Annotated in this window: 19 protein-coding genes; 5 read left to right on the plus strand and 14 right to left on the minus strand. The window is 32.1% G+C overall.

Annotated elements, in window-relative coordinates; genetic code table 11:
• From JYK00_RS04875 to JYK00_RS04895, 5 genes are read left to right on the plus strand one after another with little or no spacing between them, the layout of a single operon-like run.
• On the plus strand, window positions 1–1,176 hold the full coding sequence (locus JYK00_RS04875; RefSeq protein ID WP_207567559.1) for a hypothetical protein: 1,176 nt from the start codon (window positions 1–3) through the stop codon (window positions 1,174–1,176).
• Window positions 1,173–2,636: a hypothetical protein gene (locus tag JYK00_RS04880; protein ID WP_207567560.1), complete on the plus strand. Its 1,464-nt coding sequence runs from the start codon at window positions 1,173–1,175 to the stop codon at window positions 2,634–2,636. Before JYK00_RS04875 ends, JYK00_RS04880 begins: the two co-directional genes overlap by 4 nt.
• A 19-nt stretch (window positions 2,637–2,655) precedes the next feature.
• Window positions 2,656–3,795, plus strand: coding sequence for a glycosyltransferase (locus tag JYK00_RS04885; RefSeq protein WP_207567561.1), 1,140 nt, complete (start codon window positions 2,656–2,658; stop codon window positions 3,793–3,795).
• A gap of 11 nt (window positions 3,796–3,806) precedes the next feature.
• Window positions 3,807–4,556 (plus strand): glycosyltransferase, encoded by a 750-nt coding sequence (locus tag JYK00_RS04890; RefSeq protein ID WP_207567562.1) that lies wholly within the window; start codon window positions 3,807–3,809, stop codon window positions 4,554–4,556.
• Window positions 4,553–5,557 (plus strand): lysylphosphatidylglycerol synthase transmembrane domain-containing protein, encoded by a 1,005-nt coding sequence (locus JYK00_RS04895; RefSeq protein WP_207567563.1) that lies wholly within the window; start codon window positions 4,553–4,555, stop codon window positions 5,555–5,557. Before JYK00_RS04890 ends, JYK00_RS04895 begins: the two co-directional genes overlap by 4 nt.
• Here the strand turns inward: JYK00_RS04895 and JYK00_RS04900 are convergent.
• From JYK00_RS04900 to murD, 14 genes are all read right to left on the minus strand, one after another.
• Window positions 5,541–7,868 carry an efflux RND transporter permease subunit gene (locus JYK00_RS04900; protein WP_207567564.1) on the minus strand — a complete coding sequence of 776 codons (2,328 nt, stop codon included), beginning with the start codon at window positions 7,866–7,868 and terminating at the stop codon, window positions 5,541–5,543. The two genes, JYK00_RS04895 and JYK00_RS04900, sit on opposite strands and share 17 nt — an antisense overlap.
• Window positions 7,838–8,257 (minus strand): hypothetical protein, encoded by a 420-nt coding sequence (locus JYK00_RS04905; protein ID WP_207565820.1) that lies wholly within the window; start codon window positions 8,255–8,257, stop codon window positions 7,838–7,840. The genes JYK00_RS04900 and JYK00_RS04905 overlap by 31 nt, the downstream gene beginning before the upstream one ends.
• Entirely contained in the window at window positions 8,254–8,691 is a 438-nt protein-coding gene (locus tag JYK00_RS04910; RefSeq protein ID WP_207565821.1) for a hypothetical protein, read from the minus strand. Before JYK00_RS04910 ends, JYK00_RS04905 begins: the two co-directional genes overlap by 4 nt.
• Window positions 8,692–8,785: 94 nt before the next feature.
• A complete protein-coding gene (locus JYK00_RS04915) occupies window positions 8,786–9,994 on the minus strand; it encodes a S41 family peptidase (protein WP_207565822.1) in 1,209 nt (402 codons plus the stop codon).
• The gene (locus JYK00_RS04920) at window positions 9,994–10,779 is read right to left on the minus strand and encodes a tRNA (adenine-N1)-methyltransferase (protein ID WP_207565823.1); all 786 of its coding nucleotides are present in this window, start codon (window positions 10,777–10,779) and stop codon (window positions 9,994–9,996) included. The genes JYK00_RS04915 and JYK00_RS04920 overlap by 1 nt, the downstream gene beginning before the upstream one ends.
• Before the next feature lie 15 nt (window positions 10,780–10,794).
• Window positions 10,795–11,280 carry a hypothetical protein gene (locus JYK00_RS04925; RefSeq protein WP_207565824.1) on the minus strand — a complete coding sequence of 162 codons (486 nt, stop codon included), beginning with the start codon at window positions 11,278–11,280 and terminating at the stop codon, window positions 10,795–10,797.
• A 4-nt stretch (window positions 11,281–11,284) separates the two neighbouring features.
• Window positions 11,285–11,962: a hypothetical protein gene (locus tag JYK00_RS04930; protein ID WP_207565825.1), complete on the minus strand. Its 678-nt coding sequence runs from the start codon at window positions 11,960–11,962 to the stop codon at window positions 11,285–11,287.
• A gap of 12 nt (window positions 11,963–11,974) precedes the next feature.
• Window positions 11,975–12,562 carry a bis(5'-nucleosyl)-tetraphosphatase (symmetrical) YqeK gene (gene yqeK, locus JYK00_RS04935; protein ID WP_228288109.1) on the minus strand — a complete coding sequence of 196 codons (588 nt, stop codon included), beginning with the start codon at window positions 12,560–12,562 and terminating at the stop codon, window positions 11,975–11,977.
• Window positions 12,559–12,837, minus strand: a complete 279-nt coding sequence (locus tag JYK00_RS04940; protein ID WP_207565826.1) for a DUF503 domain-containing protein — start codon at window positions 12,835–12,837, stop codon at window positions 12,559–12,561. Before JYK00_RS04940 ends, yqeK begins: the two co-directional genes overlap by 4 nt.
• Window positions 12,838–13,386 carry an ATP-dependent protease subunit HslV gene (gene hslV / locus JYK00_RS04945; protein WP_207565827.1) on the minus strand — a complete coding sequence of 183 codons (549 nt, stop codon included), beginning with the start codon at window positions 13,384–13,386 and terminating at the stop codon, window positions 12,838–12,840.
• Window positions 13,387–13,390: 4 nt separating this feature from the next.
• On the minus strand, window positions 13,391–14,389 hold the full coding sequence (locus JYK00_RS04950) for an L-threonylcarbamoyladenylate synthase (protein ID WP_207565828.1): 999 nt from the start codon (window positions 14,387–14,389) through the stop codon (window positions 13,391–13,393).
• The gene (locus JYK00_RS04955) at window positions 14,364–15,236 is read right to left on the minus strand and encodes a phospholipase D-like domain-containing protein (protein ID WP_207565829.1); all 873 of its coding nucleotides are present in this window, start codon (window positions 15,234–15,236) and stop codon (window positions 14,364–14,366) included. The genes JYK00_RS04950 and JYK00_RS04955 overlap by 26 nt, the downstream gene beginning before the upstream one ends.
• Window positions 15,233–17,038 carry a translation elongation factor 4 gene (gene lepA, locus JYK00_RS04960; RefSeq protein WP_207565830.1) on the minus strand — a complete coding sequence of 602 codons (1,806 nt, stop codon included), beginning with the start codon at window positions 17,036–17,038 and terminating at the stop codon, window positions 15,233–15,235. The genes JYK00_RS04955 and lepA overlap by 4 nt, the downstream gene beginning before the upstream one ends.
• Window positions 17,035–18,312 carry a UDP-N-acetylmuramoyl-L-alanine--D-glutamate ligase gene (gene murD / locus JYK00_RS04965; RefSeq protein WP_207565831.1) on the minus strand — a complete coding sequence of 426 codons (1,278 nt, stop codon included), beginning with the start codon at window positions 18,310–18,312 and terminating at the stop codon, window positions 17,035–17,037. Before murD ends, lepA begins: the two co-directional genes overlap by 4 nt.
• Window positions 18,313–18,384 lie beyond the last annotated feature (72 nt).

Raw genomic sequence — 18,384 nt, forward strand, 5'->3', positions numbered from 1 at the left:
ATGGATGACAAACTAAAAAATATTTTGAAACTTAAGGAAGAATTAGAAAAAGATTTAAAAAAGAAAGGTTTAATAAAAAAAATAGAAAAACGTTCAGGTTCAGGGAAAGGCAAAGACAGTATTTCAAAAGAGTTAAGAGAAAAGATTATGGGGTTTGCTAATATATTACCTGAAAAGAGTTATAGCATTTTTGATATAAATTCTCAGGATTATGATGCTGATATTGAAAGTGTTAAAAGAACTCTGAAAAAATTTTCAGCTGAATCTCGTGATTTATGGAAAGTTAATATTTACAATGGTTTAATAGAGCTGCTTGACGGTAACTTTAAAGTGGCTTTTGAAAAGTTTAAAGAATCTGATCATTTTATTGGAGAATATAATGCGATTTTATCAGAATTATATGATGGTAAAAATGTAGCCCAAGAAATTTTGAATTTTATTAAACAATATCCGAAAAGTATTTACCCGTACTTATTGCTTTTAGAGTATGAACTATCTCAGGGTAATTCTAATCAATTTTCAAGGATACTGAATATTTTGGAAAAAATGAGCAAAGTTTTTGCTTTTGTGAAAGATGTCTACATGAAGAAAAAAAATGAAGAATCTTTGAAATTTATGATTAGAGAAAAACTGTTTATTCCTTTAATTTTTCTTTTTAATGCGTATATTTCAGGTGAGTCGCCAGACAAATTTCAAAGCAAACATACATGTTTGGCTTTCCATAAATCATATCTGAAAGGAGACTATTTTTCGAAGATTCCAAAATATTGTGTAAAGGGAAATATGGCGGTAGCTGCAAAAAGTTATTTATCAGGGAAAGAAATTGATCTGGATTTTCTAAATTTATTTGCTAAAACCCCAGAATATAAACTGTTTTTTGGATTTTATTATTATAATAAAAATGAAAAAGATAAGGCTAAAAAGTTCTTTGAGGATTTTGAAAATAGCGTGGAATTTTTTGAGATACACGTGAAAGAATTAAAAGATAAAAAGGTTGGAATCAGGCAGTTTTTTCAATTCTTTACGGGAAGCACAATAGTAAAAATGGGGATCTTTTCTGCCCTTGAAAAGTTTGAGAATAAGGATCTATTCGTTCATTATTACGATTCAGAAATGATAAGACTGCTTTTTTCAGAAAAACATTGTAAAAGTTTATATGGGGAAGGAAACAAATGAGGACAGTTTTTTTCCTGATATTTTTGATTCCAGGAGTTTTATTTTCAGGTTTGCTGTATAATTCGTTCGTGTCTCCAATTCCTGAGCAATGGTCAGAGGAAAGTAATATTAATTTCAATGGAGTAGTTTTTAAAGTGACCCCATGGATTTCTATAGGAAACTGGGAAACAAATTTTGTAACTAAATATGTCTGGGGATGGGGAACTCCTACAAACCCCGGGGAAAAGGTTTTTTACATCTCTACGGAAATACCACCGCTTATAGACATTATATTTAATTATAATAGTAATGGGTTCTCTCTTTTTTTAGATATTTCTGTTCAAAGAGAATATTTTACTCGTGTAAAAGAGTATAGTACAAATCTTTTATCGGCGGAATTATTTGATTTGTCTAAATATTCGTTTGATATGAACTTTCCAGAGCTTGCGTACATTTATTATGCAAATGACAATTTTTTTGTATCAGTTGGCAGGTTTCCAATAAAATGGGGCGTGGCACATTATCCTGTTACAATTTCTGATACAACATATCAGGATAATATCACATTTTCCATTAAATTTGAAGATATGAGGTATACTTTCCATTTTATATCTTCTTATCCCCTTCTTTCAAACGAAGAATTATATATTCAAAAAAATTATTATGACGGGCATACACCAGAACGCTATTTTTTTGAACCGTGTAAATCTATAATAGCCCACCGATTTGATTTTAAGCTTGGGAATTTTAGATGGGGAATTGGCGAACTAAACGTCGTTGGAGGGAAATATCCTGATTTAATAGATTTTAACCCAATAACAATTTTTCATAATACATATGGAGAAGGTTTTTCCAATGTTGTTGCTTCTTTAGATTTTGATTATGAAGTTTCTGATTCCGTATTTTTATATGGTGAATTTTCTTTAGATGATTACCAGGTACCTTTTACCGAAGGTGGTTCTGATTACAAACCTACTGCTTATGCATATAATTTTGGATTCAAATATTCATTGAAAAATTTCAGTTTCTGGGGGGAATACACTTTTTCAAGTGAGTGGATGTATATTACAAATTATTTACCTTATTTGAGAATAAATGTAAGGCATTTTTATATGGACAACAAAACTTCTCCGCAGCGTGCACTTGTGGATTATCCGCTTGGATTTAAATATGGACCAGATGCGACAATGGTTTCTTTGGGGTTTCAAACAGACATTTTTGATACTAAAATATCGTTTGAATATAATTTTTTGTTAAAGGGAACAGTAGTTGATGGAGATGTTGAAAGGTGGAAATGGTTCTGGGACTCGTGGCCAGGAAATGTAGATAAAAAAGAAGATATTCCTGAACCTGAAATTCCTTATAAAGGAAAGGATATACTTTACAATATAGTGACTTTTAGTGTAAAATATCACAGTGTGGTTTTATATACAAAAGTTGTCAATGAAAGGTATTTGATAGGGATTTCATTTGGGTTTTAAGAATGATGAGGTGAGATAAATGGAAAATTGGATTTTGTACGTTCTTTATAATGTGTTGGTGTCGCTTATAATTGTTTTACTTGGTAAGTATAAAAATGAAAAGAGAACAAACTACTTGCATGAGAACAGGAATCCTGATTATAATCCTTTGGTTAGTGTTGTGATTCCAACATGGAATGAAGAAGAGGTTATAGAAAATACTATTAAAACTGTTATGAAAAGTAGTTATGGAAAAATTGAAGTTATAGTGATCGATGATAATTCTACTGATATGACATATGAAATTGCTAAAAAATTAGAAAAGGATTATGATAATCTTGTTGTTGTAAAAAAGCAAGGAGTTCGTGGGAAACCACAATCTATTAATGAAGCAATGAAAATAGCAAAAGGTGAAATAATATTGTTTCTTGATGCAGATGCGAGGATTCCAGAAAATTATATTTCATCACATATATTCTGTTTTTCCAATCCAAATGTAGATATGATTTTCACAAATTTTGAGTCATATAATTTTAGATTTAGACCAGTGTTTATTGTGCAGGAAATATATTTTAATTTTGTAAAAGCGATATTTTATTCTAATTTGTTTGTTAGAATGATCTTTATGGGGAATGGCCTGTTTTTCCGAAGAAAGCTTATAGAGAAATTATTACCTATTGATCCTCAAACATTAGTAGATGATTTTAGTATGGCAACGAAGTTATCAAAAATGAAAGTTAAAGAATACTATTCTACATATCCTTATATAGAAATTCAATATGCATTAAATTTTAAAGATCTCTGGAAGCAACACAAGAGGTGGTATGTTGGCGGTTTTAGAGAGATGTTTAAAAAGTATAAGGAAGGAAATAAAGGTTATTTGTTTCTCTATTTGTTTGTTGGTTTTATAGTACTTTTGCCTGTTCTTTCATTAATTTTTGACATTTTGTTTGGTCTGCATACCTTCACATTTGTCAGTGCGCTTCTATTTGGAATTTATGCTTTGATCTCTGTAAGTTCATTTGACAGCAGAAAAATGGGATTGTTTTCTCTTTTTTATGCGATACTTTACACTCCAGTAATGATGGGATTTGAATTTTTGGTATTACTTGTAAGTTTAATTCTTGGTCCATTTAACAAAGTTAAGAAGTGGCATAGAGTTGAGCGTGATAGAATATAAGGAGGGCTTAAATGGCACTAATAAGTATAATTGTTCCTGTATTAAACGAAGGAGAAATCCTTGAACAGACTTTGAAAAAATTAAAACTTCAAAAATTTAGAGACTTTGAATTAATAGTGGTAGACAATGGTAGTACAGACGAAAGTGTTGAGATAGCTAAAAAATATGCAGATAAGGTATTATTTGAGAGTAAGAAGGGGTCTATAAACGCTATGAAGAAAGGCTTTGAAAATGCAGATGGGGAAATAATACTGGCTTGTGATGCGGATAGTGTTTACGATGAAAATTATTTAGAAAAGATTGTAAGTACTTTTCAAAAAACTAAAAACATAGTAGCATTGTATGGACCTTTTGTTTTTGTTGAGAAAGGTCCAATTTTTAATTTTTTTATCTGGGTTTCTTATGTTATTCTTGACTTTTTATCAAGAATATTTACAAAAACTTACATAGTAGGTGCGGCAAATTTTGCTATAAAAAAATCGGCATATTTTGAGGTGGGTGGATATACGGCTCAAGAGAATCTTGCTTCTCAAGACTTTAGGCTTGCAAAAAGGTTATCAAAATTAGGAAAGGTAAAATTTTTACCGTTACTTATTGTGAGAACGTCTTATAGAAGATATGAAAAAGCAGGGATGATCAAAGGCTTTTTCCAATCCCTTAAGTTCTGGGCGGATGTTGCCTTCAATAAGAATAAATTGACTTATGAGGACTATTATACAAAAGATTATTACAGGGAAAAAGAAAGGAAGAACGGGAAATGAGAAAAGAAACAAGAGTAATTGTTGGAAGTATAATTGCGGTAATTATAAGCGCTATTGTTATATATATTTATAGCTTTTCTTTAAACAAGAATATAATACTCAATATTTTTAGTTCGGTTAAACTTTCCCAGATATTTATTGCCATATTATTAACATTGTTTGCTTTCGGGTTTGATGGAGTGAAGCATTATATAGTTTTGAAAACGTTAGGTCAGGAAATCACTTTGTTAGATGCTATAAATTCTTGTTTTATTCTCGCTTTTTTTTCTGCGGTGACTCCTTTTTCTGCAGGTGGTCAACCATTTCAAATGGTATATTTAAACAAAAAAGGTGTTGAATCAACATACTCAATGAATGTTGTAATGTTGCGTTTTTTTGAGATGATTTTTCTTATGTTTTTGATAGACGCGACTTATATTTTCCTTTTTTCAGGAAGTATTAGCGGTATTTCAGGCAGTTTAATAAATCTGGGTTTAGTTCTTACTCTGGCAACTTCTATTGTGGTGATTCTTGGTATGCTTTTTCCAAAAAAAATAGCAAGAATTTTGTCACTTATTAGAATTCCTTTTCTGGAAAAATATATAGATAGAAACTCAATAGAGGAGTGGTTTTATAAATTAGATTATGTGGTAAAAACAACTTTTCTGGAGCATAAATGGTTAGTGTTTTTGGATTTTATTATGATGTTTGTTCTATTAATTATCCAAAGTTGGGTTTTTTATTACGCCATTAAGATATTTGTACCAGTACATATTAACTTTTTACAGTTTCTTTCAATTGTAAATATTGTAAACACAGTTGTTTTTCTTGTACCAACCCCGGGTGCTAGTGGAAGTTTTGAGTTTATTTATTCACAGGCACTTGCACCCTTTGCTCAAAATACTGAAGCCATAATTAAAGGTGTTTTGTTTTATAGATTTCTTGTATATTATTTAGTTTTAGCTGTTGGGATAATTATTCTTATTGTTTTTGCAAAAAAGAGTGCTACTTCGAAATCTTGATTTTATCTTCACTGTTTAAATATAGGAATATGCTCACAAACCATGATATTATCAATCCTATAACTACTAAAATTCCAAATTCTCTCAAAAGTTCACCTTTTGCAAACAAAAAGCTTCCAAATGCTATTATGGTAGTTAAATTTGAAACAGTAACTGCCTTTTCAGTTTTTACAATGCTTTCCCTTCCATATTTTATACTGTGAGATAGGTGAATCATACTATCAACACCAATACCCATGAAAATAGGGATTATTAGTAGATTTAAGAATGTAAGTTCGATGTTGAATACAAAATATCCAAGACCTATAGCAGAAGCAATGGTTAAAAAGACATAGAAAGTAATCTTGATTCCTTTAATAAGATTGAGTTGGTCTATCATAAGAACAATTAATATTGCAACAATTACAAAATAAGCGGCTTTTATCGTGGAATTGATTAAATATTTCATCACTTTATAAAATAAAGCGGGATAACCAAAGACTTTATAGTTTTTTAATACATCTCCATATATTAATTGAAGGCCATTGTTTTCCCATAAAGGTACTGTTTCTTTTGCATAAATCAAAAAATATCTATTCCCTTTTGTATCATAGAAAAATAATGTGGGGATATCTTTTTCTAAACTAACAAAAATATCTTCAAAAGTTTTTGCATTTCGCAATAAAGTTAGTGTTTCTATAAGACTGTCGTACAGTTTATATTTTCTAAAAACTATATCAAGCATTGGTTCATTTATGATATCAAAGAGTTGTTTGTAGAAGGTTTCTTTTACTTCTGCAAGCATTTGTGGATTTTCAACAAAGTTTAATATAGAAAAGGTACCTGAGAATAAAGGACTCTTGTCTAAATCTTCTTTTATTTTTTTCAGTTCTTCGAAAGTTTTTGCACCAATAATCACATTTCCAATACCAAATTCTCCAAATTTTTTCAGTGCTATTTCTCCAGCAATTATTGATTCAGATTTCCCTGGAATAAGCCCAGGAGGTGTGTAAGAAAAATTTTTCATAGCTTCGTAACCAAAATAAGAGAAACCAATCAGTATTACCCATATAGCAATTGTAATAGGTTTGAACTTTCTAACAAGCTCTATAAATCTTGAAAAATATTCTTTTTTTGGAACTCTAATTCTATGCAAAAAGGTTATATAAAACGAGGGGATTAATAAATTCATGATAAGATAAAAAATAATAACTCCAACGGCAGAAGATATTCCCATTTGCTTTAAAGGTTGAGATGGACTTAGAGCTATAACACCAAGTGCCACTGATGTTGTAATTGCTGAAACGCTTGAGGGGACTAAATTTTCTTTTATGGCTTCTGTAATACTTTGCTTTGTTTTTCCGTGCAATCTAATGTTTTCGTGTATTTTAGCTGTTATATGAATACCATAATCTATTCCAAGCCCCAAAAGCATAGCATTAACAAAAGAAGTGATAATATTAATCTTTTTAAACAATAAAACAATAATACCCATACTTATTCCCATGCTAAGAAGCATTGAAACGAAAAGGAAAAGCATTGTAGAAGTACTTCCATAAGATAACAATAAAAGTAAAGAGATTCCAAAAAGAGAAATAAGAGTAGTTATTTGAAAATCTTTAGTAACCTGAATATTTCCCTCATAGTTGCTCATTGCTGAACCGCTAAATAAAATTTGACTATTCCATTTTTCTGATATTTTTTTTGATAAATTTTTTAAATAAGGAATTGCTTTGTTGACAAAATTAACATCTGTTACAGGCTTTGCCATAGAAAAATTCATCAATAAGATGTCTTTATCTGAAGATATTAAATAGTATTTTTTTATGCCGCTTCTTGAAAGAAAAGCGTTAGCAAAGCTTGTAACATTATAAAGTGCTGTTCCAACATTTCTCCAGAAGCGAAAATCTATGATTGATCTTGGTTCTATAAAAAATAATGATTTATAGTAATTTATGACATTATTCAAGTTTTTTTTGTCAACTGCAAAGAGTCCGTATTTTATCAATGTTTCAGGATTATCAAAAGGTTCCGCCATAGATACATAGGGAGTATTCTCAAACATTTCTTTTAGTTCAAAAACAAACTTATCTATGTCGTTGACGTTTGAAACTTTTGCTACCACAAGCAATGTATTGGATATCACTTTCTCTGCTGTAAATTTTAGCTGATCGTTGAAATCTGCCTCATCAGCTGGGGCAAGTTGAGTTAACTCCGCATCTACTTTTAAGTTTAAAAGGCTGTAGAGTCCTAAAAAACTTCCCAGTATAAAAATTATAAGTATTACTATTTTTGAGTTTTTTATAATAAAATTTGAGATAATATTGACCAATTAGTTGTCACCCCCGTCAAAAAAATTAATAAAGCGCCTGCCCTTACTATGATAACCCAGAGTCGTTTTTCAAAATTCGCTTTATACGTATTCGAAATTACAAAACATATAATAAACGAGAAATATACATTTGCATTTATCAGATTTAATAAATATGCGAACACCGGGACGAAAATATATACCCAGAATCTTTCTATTTCTGCAAATAAAAATTCTTTACCTTTGACACTTACAATAAAACTGAATAAAATGAAATATATGGAATAGAATATTAATATCATCTTTTGAACAGTGAATAAATTCACTTTCAGGGCGTATGAGGATACCACATAACTTAAAAAAGAAAATAGCAATATTAAAATCGTATACTGCCACTTTTTCTGCTTCATTTTATTTCAACTCCGTATCTTTTTAAAATTGTTTTTAAAGTTTTATTCTCCTCGATGTCTAAATTCAGTTTCTGCGGTATACCTTTGAGAGCAGAAACCACTGCTTTTCCAACGTTTTTGGTCCCGTTTTCATCAAAGGTTAAATTTGGAATGTAATAAAAGATTTTGCCATTAACATTTATATAAATTATTTTATATGTTTTTCCCCACCACAATGTTTTTGTTTTTTCACTTTTTTTGTAATGAATCCCGAATCTTTTTATAGCCTGTTCAAGTTCAGATAGCTTTTTTACATTTTCAACTAAATAGGCTTGTTTCCCAACCAGATTAAATTCAGATATAAGTTTTTGAGATATCATTTGCTTTTTTATATTGAGAAAGTAATCTCTGAAAGGGTTATTCAATAGAACTTGAGGAGGAGAAAGTATTTCCATACTTTCTCCTTCCTGCATAATTATTGTTTTGGTCAATATTAAAAATGCAAAGGTAATAAGTAAGAGTATAAATACTCCAAATGTGCCTTTCATTTTAACGATTTTCAATTAAATATTTTAAGGCTTCCTTAATGTAAGGATCGTCGACATTAACACTTATATGAGTTTTTGTGTACTCAACAACTTCTTGCTTGTGGTTGTTTTCAGTAGCATCTGAAGTTATCCATATGTTTGGTTCTATTCCGACTTTGTGAATATCCTTCCCGCTTGGTGTTTGATAATGTGCAATTGTTAAAAATGCCACACCGCCGTTACTTAACGGGAAGCCTCTTTGAACTGAACCTTTACCAAATGTTTTTTTACCTATAACTATTGCTCTGTTGTTTTCTTTGAGCGCTGCGGTAACAATTTCAGAAGCTGAAGCTGAACCTTCGTTGACGAGTAAAACCAAAGGTACCTCCGGGAAGTTATTTCCTTTGCTCACATATCTTTCTTCAGCACCTACTTTTGGCTTTACAGTGACTATCAGTTTATTTGCATCAAGAAACATGCTTGCCACATCAACTGCTGTATCTAAAAGACCTCCGGGATTATTTCGAAGGTCAAATATCAGTGCAACGATTCCCTTTTCATAAACGGTTTTTAGCACTTTTTCCAGTTCTTTTGTAGCAGGTTCGTTGAATTTTGTTAATCTTACATATCCAATTCTACCAATATCGCTTTCTATAAAACCATATTTTACGGGAATTAAATGAATTTTTTCGCGAGTTATTTCAAACGTAAGTGTTTCTTCTCCACGAAGTATAGTGAGCTTTACTTTGGTTCCAGGTTCCCCTCTCATCATATTAATTGCTTCCATATAGGAAATATTTTTTACAGGTGTTCCATCAACTTCTATTATTAAGTCTCCGCTTTTAAGACCGGCTTTCCAGGCTGGTGTTCCGTACATGGGACTTATTACTTTAATTGCTTTGTATTCAGAATCATACGTTACCTCAATACCGAGTCCTCCATATTCTCCCTTTGTATCAATTGATTGTTCTTCATAGGCCTGCTGGTTGTAATAATAACTGAAATCATCTCCTAATCCTTTTATTAACCCATCTATTCCATAGTCAACAACTTTATTTACATCCAAATTATCGCTTCCGTAATAATAGTTCATTATGTAGTATAGAGTTTCCGCAATAGGAGCCAAATTATTTTGAAACGCTTTTTCACTTGCTCCGGTAAGTATGAGGCTTCCAAGAATTACAGTTAAAATAATGCTCATTATGCCTATAAATCTTTTTTTAGAAGTCATTATAAAACACCTCCAGTTTTCTCTAAAACTTTTGTAGCGAAAATCATATATGTAGTGTGGGCAACCATTCGGTCAACTGGTCGAAGTCTTTGTGGAACAGGCTTGTATTTTCGCATTAAATTTTCCCACACTTCAATTTCCACGAAAGGAAGTTCATAAAGTTTTTCCAGCGTTTCCTGAACTTGATTTGTTGTAGGGCAAATTATCCCAATTTTTCCTCCACCGGTAAGAGCTTCCCAGCACTTTTCAAGATAATTATAAGGATCAGGTACGTCAAGAAGTAATGCGTTGACTTCTTTTTCATCGAAACCATATATTATGTCTCTCAATTTGATTTCAACGTTTTCAAGCAATCCCCATTCTTTTAAATTTTTTTGCGCAAGTGCGTAAAAATCTTTCCTTTTTTCGTAGCCATACACCTTTCCGTGTGGTCCTACTACTCTTGCAAAAGCCCCACACATTGCGCCACTGCCTACTCCTGTATCAATTATTCTATCGCCTGGCTTTACATCGAGCTTAAAAAGGATATAAGAGGCATCTTTTGGATAAATTATCTGAGTTTTCCTTTTCATAGAAAATATAAGGTCTATGAATGTCGGCTTTAAAAGAAAAAATTTCTTTCTTTTTTTCCCAATATGAATGATTTCTCCAAATTTTTTTCCAATAAGCTCCTCCATATCAATATGTCCTAAGTGTGTTCCCTTTTTTTTGTTGGCTTCTACTGTTATAATAAATTTACTGCCATCTTCTCCATAAAGTAAAACTTTATCCCCTTCTTTAATCAACTTTGATCCTCCTTGCTAAAAATGAATTCCTATTTCTATAGGAATGATATCTAATTTAATATCGTTGTAAAGATACAAAACTGAGTAGTTAAAGCCGATAAAAAAGTTTGTTACATAATATCTTGCACCTGCGGAAACAAGATATCCTGTAGAGGAAAAGTCAAAATTTAACGGAAATATTCCCCCTCCCTTACCGTATATTGAGAATGTTCCAAATGATGTTTCCGTGTAATATTTGCCATATGAGGAAAAACCAATAAAACCTGTTTCAGTAGCTGTTTCAATATTAAGATATTCCAGAGATATTCCAAAGTCTGTATTTTTAGAATCGTTTAGAGAAATAAAAAAGGCTGCACCAAAAAAGCTTTTATAAGATGTATCCTGTGAAATGTTCCAGTTCCAGTTCACTGAAAGGTCAAATCCAAAAGCTGTTAAAGAAGATAACAGAACCAGGTTTATTATAACTATGAAAAAAGATATTTTATAGTTATTGTTTTGCATATTCTTACCTCCTAAATGCATTCTTTAGACTATCTATTGCTTCTACATCTATGTAGATTCTTTCGTAAGTCTTTTGCCCTACAGTGATTTTTACAGGTTTCTCTGTTAATGTTGGTAAATCATAGTTTCTAATGTTGTAATTTCTGAAAGCATAGAGTAACTTTGCAAGAGCTGGAGCTGTTAAAGTGGTATCGGGTCTTAACGCTTTTATTATTCCGTTAAACTTGAAATAGTCTGTGTATTTTAACCCTCTTTTGGAAAGTATCCTGAAAAAATCGTTAAGATTGTTTGTGGAAATATTCAAAGAATCTGTTAATGTATTAAAACCAGTATCGTTTAGAATGACGTAGTAATTATACGAGCTTTGTATATCTAATAATGACTGTAAAAGATTTAAAGCAGATAAAGGGCTGTTTATGTCTATAGAATGGTTGGTTGTTGGATCGTAAGTGTATTCTTTGATTTTTACAATGTAAACTACACGTTTGTCACCATCGATTCTTATAAAATATCCGATGTCTTTGTTTACGAGCAAATAATGGGAAATAAAAGAAGCGTTGAATTCGGGAGAATTTTTTACAGAATACACTTTAAAAACTCCCGCCCCAATGAGTATACCTGCTATCACAATAGCTAATACTATCCACAGTCCTTTAGTATCTTTTCTTTTTCTTCTTCTCATAAAAAACCTCCTTTACATATTTCTTTTTATTACTGACTCATTCCAGGCTTCAACGGTTTCCGGTAATACTAAGAGATCCCTTGAAACAGCGTAAGAAATTTTGTTTCTCAAAACTTCATAGAAGGCCATGTCCAGGTCTTTGTAAGCGAGCAGTCTTAGTTCGTCTATTTTAGGATATATTCGAGTTTCTTCCAGCGAATCTGCTAAAAAAAGAATTTTTCCGTAAGTTCCAAAATCTTTATACCCTGAGGTATGATAAGATATTCCAGACAGGATATCTTCCTCTTCTATTTTGAATCTTTTTTTAATAAAGAGCGCTGCTATCTTTCCATGTAATAAAACTGGTCGAACTTTATCCTGAATGTTTGTTTTTATTCCATAAATTTTTGCTATTTTTAAAAGTTTAGACCAATCAACCTCTCTAAACAGATCGTGCGCATAACCCATAAACTCCGCTACATTTTCGTTAAATCCGTGAATTCTTGCAAGTGTAGTGGCAAACTTAACGGTACCAATAACATGTGGCATTCGTTTTTTGGAAACCATAATTTGGGCATAATTTTTTATTTTTTCTATTTTTGCTATTGGTATTTCAATCACCCATATACCTCCCTTATAACGTCTTCTACTGTGTATTGGGTTTCCAGAAAATTCTCGATTTTTTCCATGGTATTATAAATTAAATCATAATTTAGATTGACCATAGAAATTCCCAGGCAAATGTACTGTTTTGAATCCTGCATATCACCTTCGATAGCCGAAACGTTGAAATGTGATCTAACACTATTTAAAATTCTTTTTACGAGCGAACGTTTTTCTTTCAAAGAATTTATGCCAAATATACGAATCTTTATCTTTATAAATCCCACAACCATTTATAACTCCTCGATCGTAAAATTGTTATTGGTATATATGCAGATTTCACTTGCAATTTTTATTGATTCAAGAGCTAATGTTTTTGCGTCTAAATCGGTGTATCTAAGTAATGCTCTTCCAGCAGCCAGAGCATATGGAGAACCGGAGCCTATTGCGGCTATATCATCTTCTGGTTGAATAACCTCACCAGTTCCTGAAATTATAAAAGTGTATTCTCTGTCAGCTACTAACAGTAGCGCTTCTAATCTTCTCAATATTTTATCCATTCTCCAATCTTTGGCAAGTTCCACGGCAGCTTTCAGGAGATTTCCGCCCCACTCTCTGTATTTTGCTTCAAATCTATCAAAAAGAGCCATAGCATCAGCAACTGAACCTGCAAATCCAGCTAAAACTTTTCCGTCTCCCATTTTTCTAACCTTTTTTGCATTTCCTTTTAAAATGGTGTTACCGTATGTTACCTGTCCATCAGAAATCATAGCTACTTTTCCATTTCTTCTGACACATACTACAGTTGTAGAATGCCAGTCCTGTTTAAACGAATCAATCATTCGTTCACCCCCATTTTTTAGCTGCTTTTTTTAATCGATTCATTACAGAAAATAGTATACCACGTTCTTCAAATGCTTCGACAAATGCTAAATCACAATCCAGCTTATCTATTTTTCGCAGTGTTTTAAAAAGATTTTGGGCAATTGTATATGGTTTTTTTAATGACCCCAGAATTACTACTTTATTTTTTGGATATAAGTGTGCATGTTCTTCTGGACAGATGACAACAGCGTTTAAGTCATTTATTTTGTCAATAATATCTTTCTCGTTTTCTATTAAATATAGCGGTTTTTCTGGGGCATAGTGTCTGTATTTCATACCAGGTGCTTCTGGGGTTGTTACGCTTTTAGCTTTTTTTACAAATTCGGGTACTTCAAGATCGTCGAACAATTCTTTCAATGTTTCTATAGTTATTGGACCTGGTCGAAGTAATATTGGTTTATCTTTTGAAATGTCTATAATAGATGATTCTATTCCAAAAGGAGTTTCACCGGAGTCTATGATACATTCTATTTTGTTCATCAAATCTTCTATTACAGCTTTACCATCAGTTGGGCTTGGTTTTCCAGAAATATTTGCACTTGGTGCAGCAATTGGCCCTGCACATAAGCAGAGTTTCTGAGCGACAGGATGAGCTGGAATTCTAATGCCAACAGTTGGCAATCCGGCAGTTGCGATGTCAGGTACAATTTCTTTTCTTTTTACCACAAAAGTGATAGGACCCGGGGTTAATTTTTCCACGATTTTTCGATATTTTTTTTCAAGAAACCCGACTTTTTCTAATTGGTTAATATTTCCCACATGTATTATTAATGGATTATCTTGTGGTCGACCTTTTACTGTAAAAATTTTTGAGATTGCTTTTTGTTCATAAATGGTGGCTCCCAATCCATAGACAGTTTCAGTTGGAAAAGCAACTAATCCCCCGGTTTTTAGGATTTCACATGGAATAGTTATGTCAAAGTCATGTGCTGGATTAATTTTCAATACTATCGTTTCCATTATTGTACCTCCACAAAAATTGGAAAATCTTTAGATATTCGTTTAAGTAGTTATTTGTTTTGTAAATTATTTCAAGGTTCCTTGTTAAACCACTTATAGTGTAATTAGCTGAGCCAACAATGATTTTATCATCTATAATTATAAATTTATGGTGAAGCATTGGATTTGAAATTATTTTAACGTTTCCATTAGGGAACTTTTCCAGTGGTGAGTTTTTAAACCATTTGTCGGTAACTATTTTCACATCTAACCCTGAAGATTCTTTGTACTTAAGTAATGTGTAGATTTTGGGATTTGTAAATGCATAAACTGCAAGAAGTATTCTTTTTTTTGCTTTTGATATTTCAGTTAAAATGTAATTTTCCATATTATTCGCACTTGTTACAATAAATGGAAAAGGTAGTACTGTTTCTTTTTCAAACCATAGACTTTCGAAAAAGTTTTTAAGATTTTGCTGGTATTTACTCATAACCAGGATATCATTAAACCCTGTTATCAAACCACTTTCTGTGAAATTAGCTGAGCCAAACAGAATGCCATTTTCGTTGACCATAAATTTTGCATGGTGCAAACTTTTTTCCATATCTATTTTTACAAACTTTCCAAGTTCTGGTACAGGCTTTTCAGAGATTATTTTTACATCTACATCTTTTTTAATGGCGCTTTTTATGGCGTTAATAACATCTGGTTCAGAAATACTATATGAGGATATATAGAGAAATTTTTTCGAGCTTTCAATAAAGGAAACTATTAAATTAGTTAAAGGACCATATTCTGTGAAATAAACCTGAGCTGTTAGAAGATATGTTAACATTATGCATATAGAAAGTGTATAAAAACGTATCAATTGTCTTCATCTCCTATTCTTAACATAGCGAGAAAAGCTTCTTGAGGAATACTCACTCGTCCAATTTCTCTCATGCGTTTTTTACCTTCTTTTTGTTTTTCAAGAAGTTTCATTTTTCTTGTAACATCACCACCGTAACATTTAGCAAGTACATCTTTTCTTAGGGCCTTTATGGTGGAACGCGCAATAATTCTTCCTCCGGCTTTTGCCTGAATAGGAATTTCAAACTGATGTTGTGGGATTAGTTCGGCAAGTTTATCAACAAGTTTACGGGCAACTGTATAAGCTTTGCTTTTGTGGGCAATGATAGAAAGAGCATCTACAGGTTCTTTGTTGACCAGTACGGCGACCTTTACGAGATCGCTTTTTCTGTATCCTATGAATTCATAATCCATTGAAGCGTATCCTCGACTTACGGCTTTCATCCTATCAAAGAAATCGAAAACGATTTCTGCAAGAGGAACTTCAAAAATTAATACGACTCTTTCATGCCCGGCGTTTTCCGTGGAAATCATAACACCGCGTCTTTCAGTCTGGACAAGATTCATAAGTTTTCCTATGTATTCTGGCGGGGTTATAATTGAAAGTTTTATATATGGTTCATAGATTTCCTGAATTTCACCTTCTTCTGGAAACTTGGCGGGATCATTTATTAAAATTTCAGTTCCATCTTTCAAGATAATTTTATATTCAACATTAGGAGCAGTTAGTATTACTGTCATATCAAATTCTCTTGTTAGTCTTTCTTTTACAACATCCATATGTAATAACCCTAAAAAACCGCAGCGAAATCCAAATCCCAGCGCTGGAGAATGATCAGGCTTATAAACTAATGCTGAGTCGTTGAGTTTGAGTTTTTCCAGAGCCTTTCTGAGTTCTTCGTAATATTCAGGTACACCTGGGTACATTCCTGCATAAACCATTGGTTTTATCTCCTGATAACCTGGTAGTGGTGTTTCAATTGGTTCAATCGCACTTGTTATAGTATCACCAACACGTGCGAGAGAAACTTCTTTTATTCCTGCTATTATGTATCCTATATCTCCAGCTTTGAGAGATTTGGTAGGAGTCATTTCAGGAGTAAAGGCGCCAACTTCACTTACTTCGTATGTCTGGCGATTTGAAAAAATCATTATTTTGTCTCCAGGTTTTACAATTCCATCAAAAACGCGGACATATATAATAACTCCCCTATATTTATCATATTTTGCATCAAATATTAGTGCTTTAAGTTTATTTGATTCGTTACCTGTTGGTGCAGGTATTTTTTCTAAAATTAGTTCGAGAAGTTCTTCTACGCCAGTTCCTTCTTTTGCGCTAATTTTATGGATTTCATCTCTTGGAATTCCTATAAGATCTTCTATCTCTGATTCTGTCTCTTCTATGTTTGCATTTGGAAGATCTATTTTATTAATCACTGGAATAATTTCAAGGTCATGTTCCAGAGCTTTATATGTATTTGCAACTGTCTGTGCCTGCACACCTTGTGTGGCATCAACAAGGAGGATAGCACCTTCGACTGCAGCCATACTTCGGTCGACTTCGTAAGTGAAGTCCACGTGTCCAGGTGTATCCACTATATTTATTTCGTACAACTCTCCCTTCTTTGATTTATAAAAAACACGAAGTGGATGTGATTTTATGGTTATACCTCTTTCCCTTTCTATATCCATACTATCTAAGTATTGCTCACGCATTTTACGAGGTTCTATTGCACCTGTGATTTCCAGAATTCTGTCACTGAGAGTAGTTTTCCCGTGATCTATATGTGCGATAATGCATATATTTTTAATGTTTTTCAAAATTCCGCCTCCTTAAGACTTTCAACAATTTTTTTAAAATGGGCTCCTCGTTCCTCAAAATTTTTGTAAGCATCAAAACTTGCGCCAGCAGGGCTTAAAAGTATTACGTCACCTTTTTGAGCGTTTTGAAAACAAAAATTTACAGCTTTTTCTATATCGGGGAATTCTTTATAAAATATTCCAATGTTCTCCAGATAGGGTTTCAAATTTTTTGCAATGGGACCAACAATAGTTACGAATTTTGCATGGTTTTTAATTGTATTAACGAGTTCGGTGTAGTCTTCATTTTTACCTACGCCAGCAAGTATTAAAAGAAGATTTTCATCAAAATTTTCTATAGCTTTTATAACTGCAGCGGCGTTTGTTGCTTTAGAATCATTAAAAAATTTTATACCGTTAATTTCCGAAACATACTCCATACGGTGCGGAAGATTCTTAAAGTCTTTTAAATAGTCTATGTTAAATTTGAACCCAATACTTTCTATTATTACCTTTGCAGCAGTGATATTTTCTATGTTTTGTTTGTAACGTAAATGAGGAGGTAAGTTGGAGAATTCAAGTTCAGGATAGAATGGAATTTTTTTTGCTTTAACAATTGATAATTTTTTGAAAATTTCAGGATCATATGCGTTGTAAACAAATATGTCATTTCTATTCTGAAAAGCAGTAATTTTGAACTTTGACATTACATAATGTTCCATATCGGGATGCCAATTTAGATGATTCGGGTATATATTTAAAATGGCAGCGACATCTGGCTTGAAATAATCTGACCAGTAAAGTTGAAAACTACTTACTTCTAATACAAGGTATTCTGTTCTTATGTTGTTATTCAAAAGTGTTGAAACAGGTATTCCAATATTACCTCCTATAGTAGAAGATGTTTGCTTTAATAGAACATGATTAATTATAGAAACAGTTGTGCTCTTACCTACAGAGCCAGTTACTGCTATGATTTTCGGTGACCAACCTGTATTTTTTAGTTCATTGATACAGAAAGACAATTCTGTAGAGATTTTAATGTTTTCTTTTAATGCATTTTCAATTATTGGATGGTTGTATATAATCCCTGGACTTACCAAAATAATATCTGCATTTAACACTTTATTGGTGTGTCCCAGCTCTTCAAAGTCGATTCCATGTTTTATTAAAAATTTTCTATCTGAATCTTTTAATTTTTTCGCTTCGCTGACGAAAATTTCTACTTTTTTTCCCAAAAGATACTTAAGAATTTCTTTATTACTAAGCCCAAAACCAAGCAGGGAATATTTCATGTTTTTCCACTCCTGACTTTTGTTTCTCTCACAATTTTAACATACAAACATAAGTTAACAAAGAAAAAGTTT

Origin of the sequence: Thermosipho ferrireducens, assembly GCF_017358165.1 — a bacterium.
GTDB classification, from domain to species: Bacteria; Thermotogota; Thermotogae; order Thermotogales; family Fervidobacteriaceae; genus Thermosipho_B; species Thermosipho_B ferrireducens.

Bases quoted from the DNA above. Each gene is read 5' to 3' on its own strand.
- JYK00_RS04905 (WP_207565820.1), bottom strand. From the start codon at position 8,257: ATGAAGCAGAAAAAGTGGCAGTATACGATTTTAATATTGCTATTTTCT.
- JYK00_RS04925 (WP_207565824.1), bottom strand. From the start codon at position 11,280: ATGCAAAACAATAACTATAAAATATCTTTTTTCATAGTTATAATAAAC.
- JYK00_RS04875 (WP_207567559.1), top strand. From the start codon at position 1: ATGGATGACAAACTAAAAAATATTTTGAAACTTAAGGAAGAATTAGAA.
- hslV (WP_207565827.1), bottom strand. From the start codon at position 13,386: ATGATTGATTCGTTTAAACAGGACTGGCATTCTACAACTGTAGTATGT.
- JYK00_RS04880 (WP_207567560.1), top strand. From the start codon at position 1,173: ATGAGGACAGTTTTTTTCCTGATATTTTTGATTCCAGGAGTTTTATTT.
- JYK00_RS04915 (WP_207565822.1), bottom strand. From the start codon at position 9,994: ATGACTTCTAAAAAAAGATTTATAGGCATAATGAGCATTATTTTAACT.
- JYK00_RS04930 (WP_207565825.1), bottom strand. From the start codon at position 11,962: ATGAGAAGAAGAAAAAGAAAAGATACTAAAGGACTGTGGATAGTATTA.
- JYK00_RS04890 (WP_207567562.1), top strand. From the start codon at position 3,807: ATGGCACTAATAAGTATAATTGTTCCTGTATTAAACGAAGGAGAAATC.
- JYK00_RS04940 (WP_207565826.1), bottom strand. From the start codon at position 12,837: ATGGTTGTGGGATTTATAAAGATAAAGATTCGTATATTTGGCATAAAT.
- JYK00_RS04950 (WP_207565828.1), bottom strand. From the start codon at position 14,389: ATGGAAACGATAGTATTGAAAATTAATCCAGCACATGACTTTGACATA.
- murD (WP_207565831.1), bottom strand. From the start codon at position 18,312: ATGAAATATTCCCTGCTTGGTTTTGGGCTTAGTAATAAAGAAATTCTT.
- JYK00_RS04885 (WP_207567561.1), top strand. From the start codon at position 2,656: ATGGAAAATTGGATTTTGTACGTTCTTTATAATGTGTTGGTGTCGCTT.
- JYK00_RS04895 (WP_207567563.1), top strand. From the start codon at position 4,553: ATGAGAAAAGAAACAAGAGTAATTGTTGGAAGTATAATTGCGGTAATT.
- JYK00_RS04910 (WP_207565821.1), bottom strand. From the start codon at position 8,691: ATGGAAATACTTTCTCCTCCTCAAGTTCTATTGAATAACCCTTTCAGA.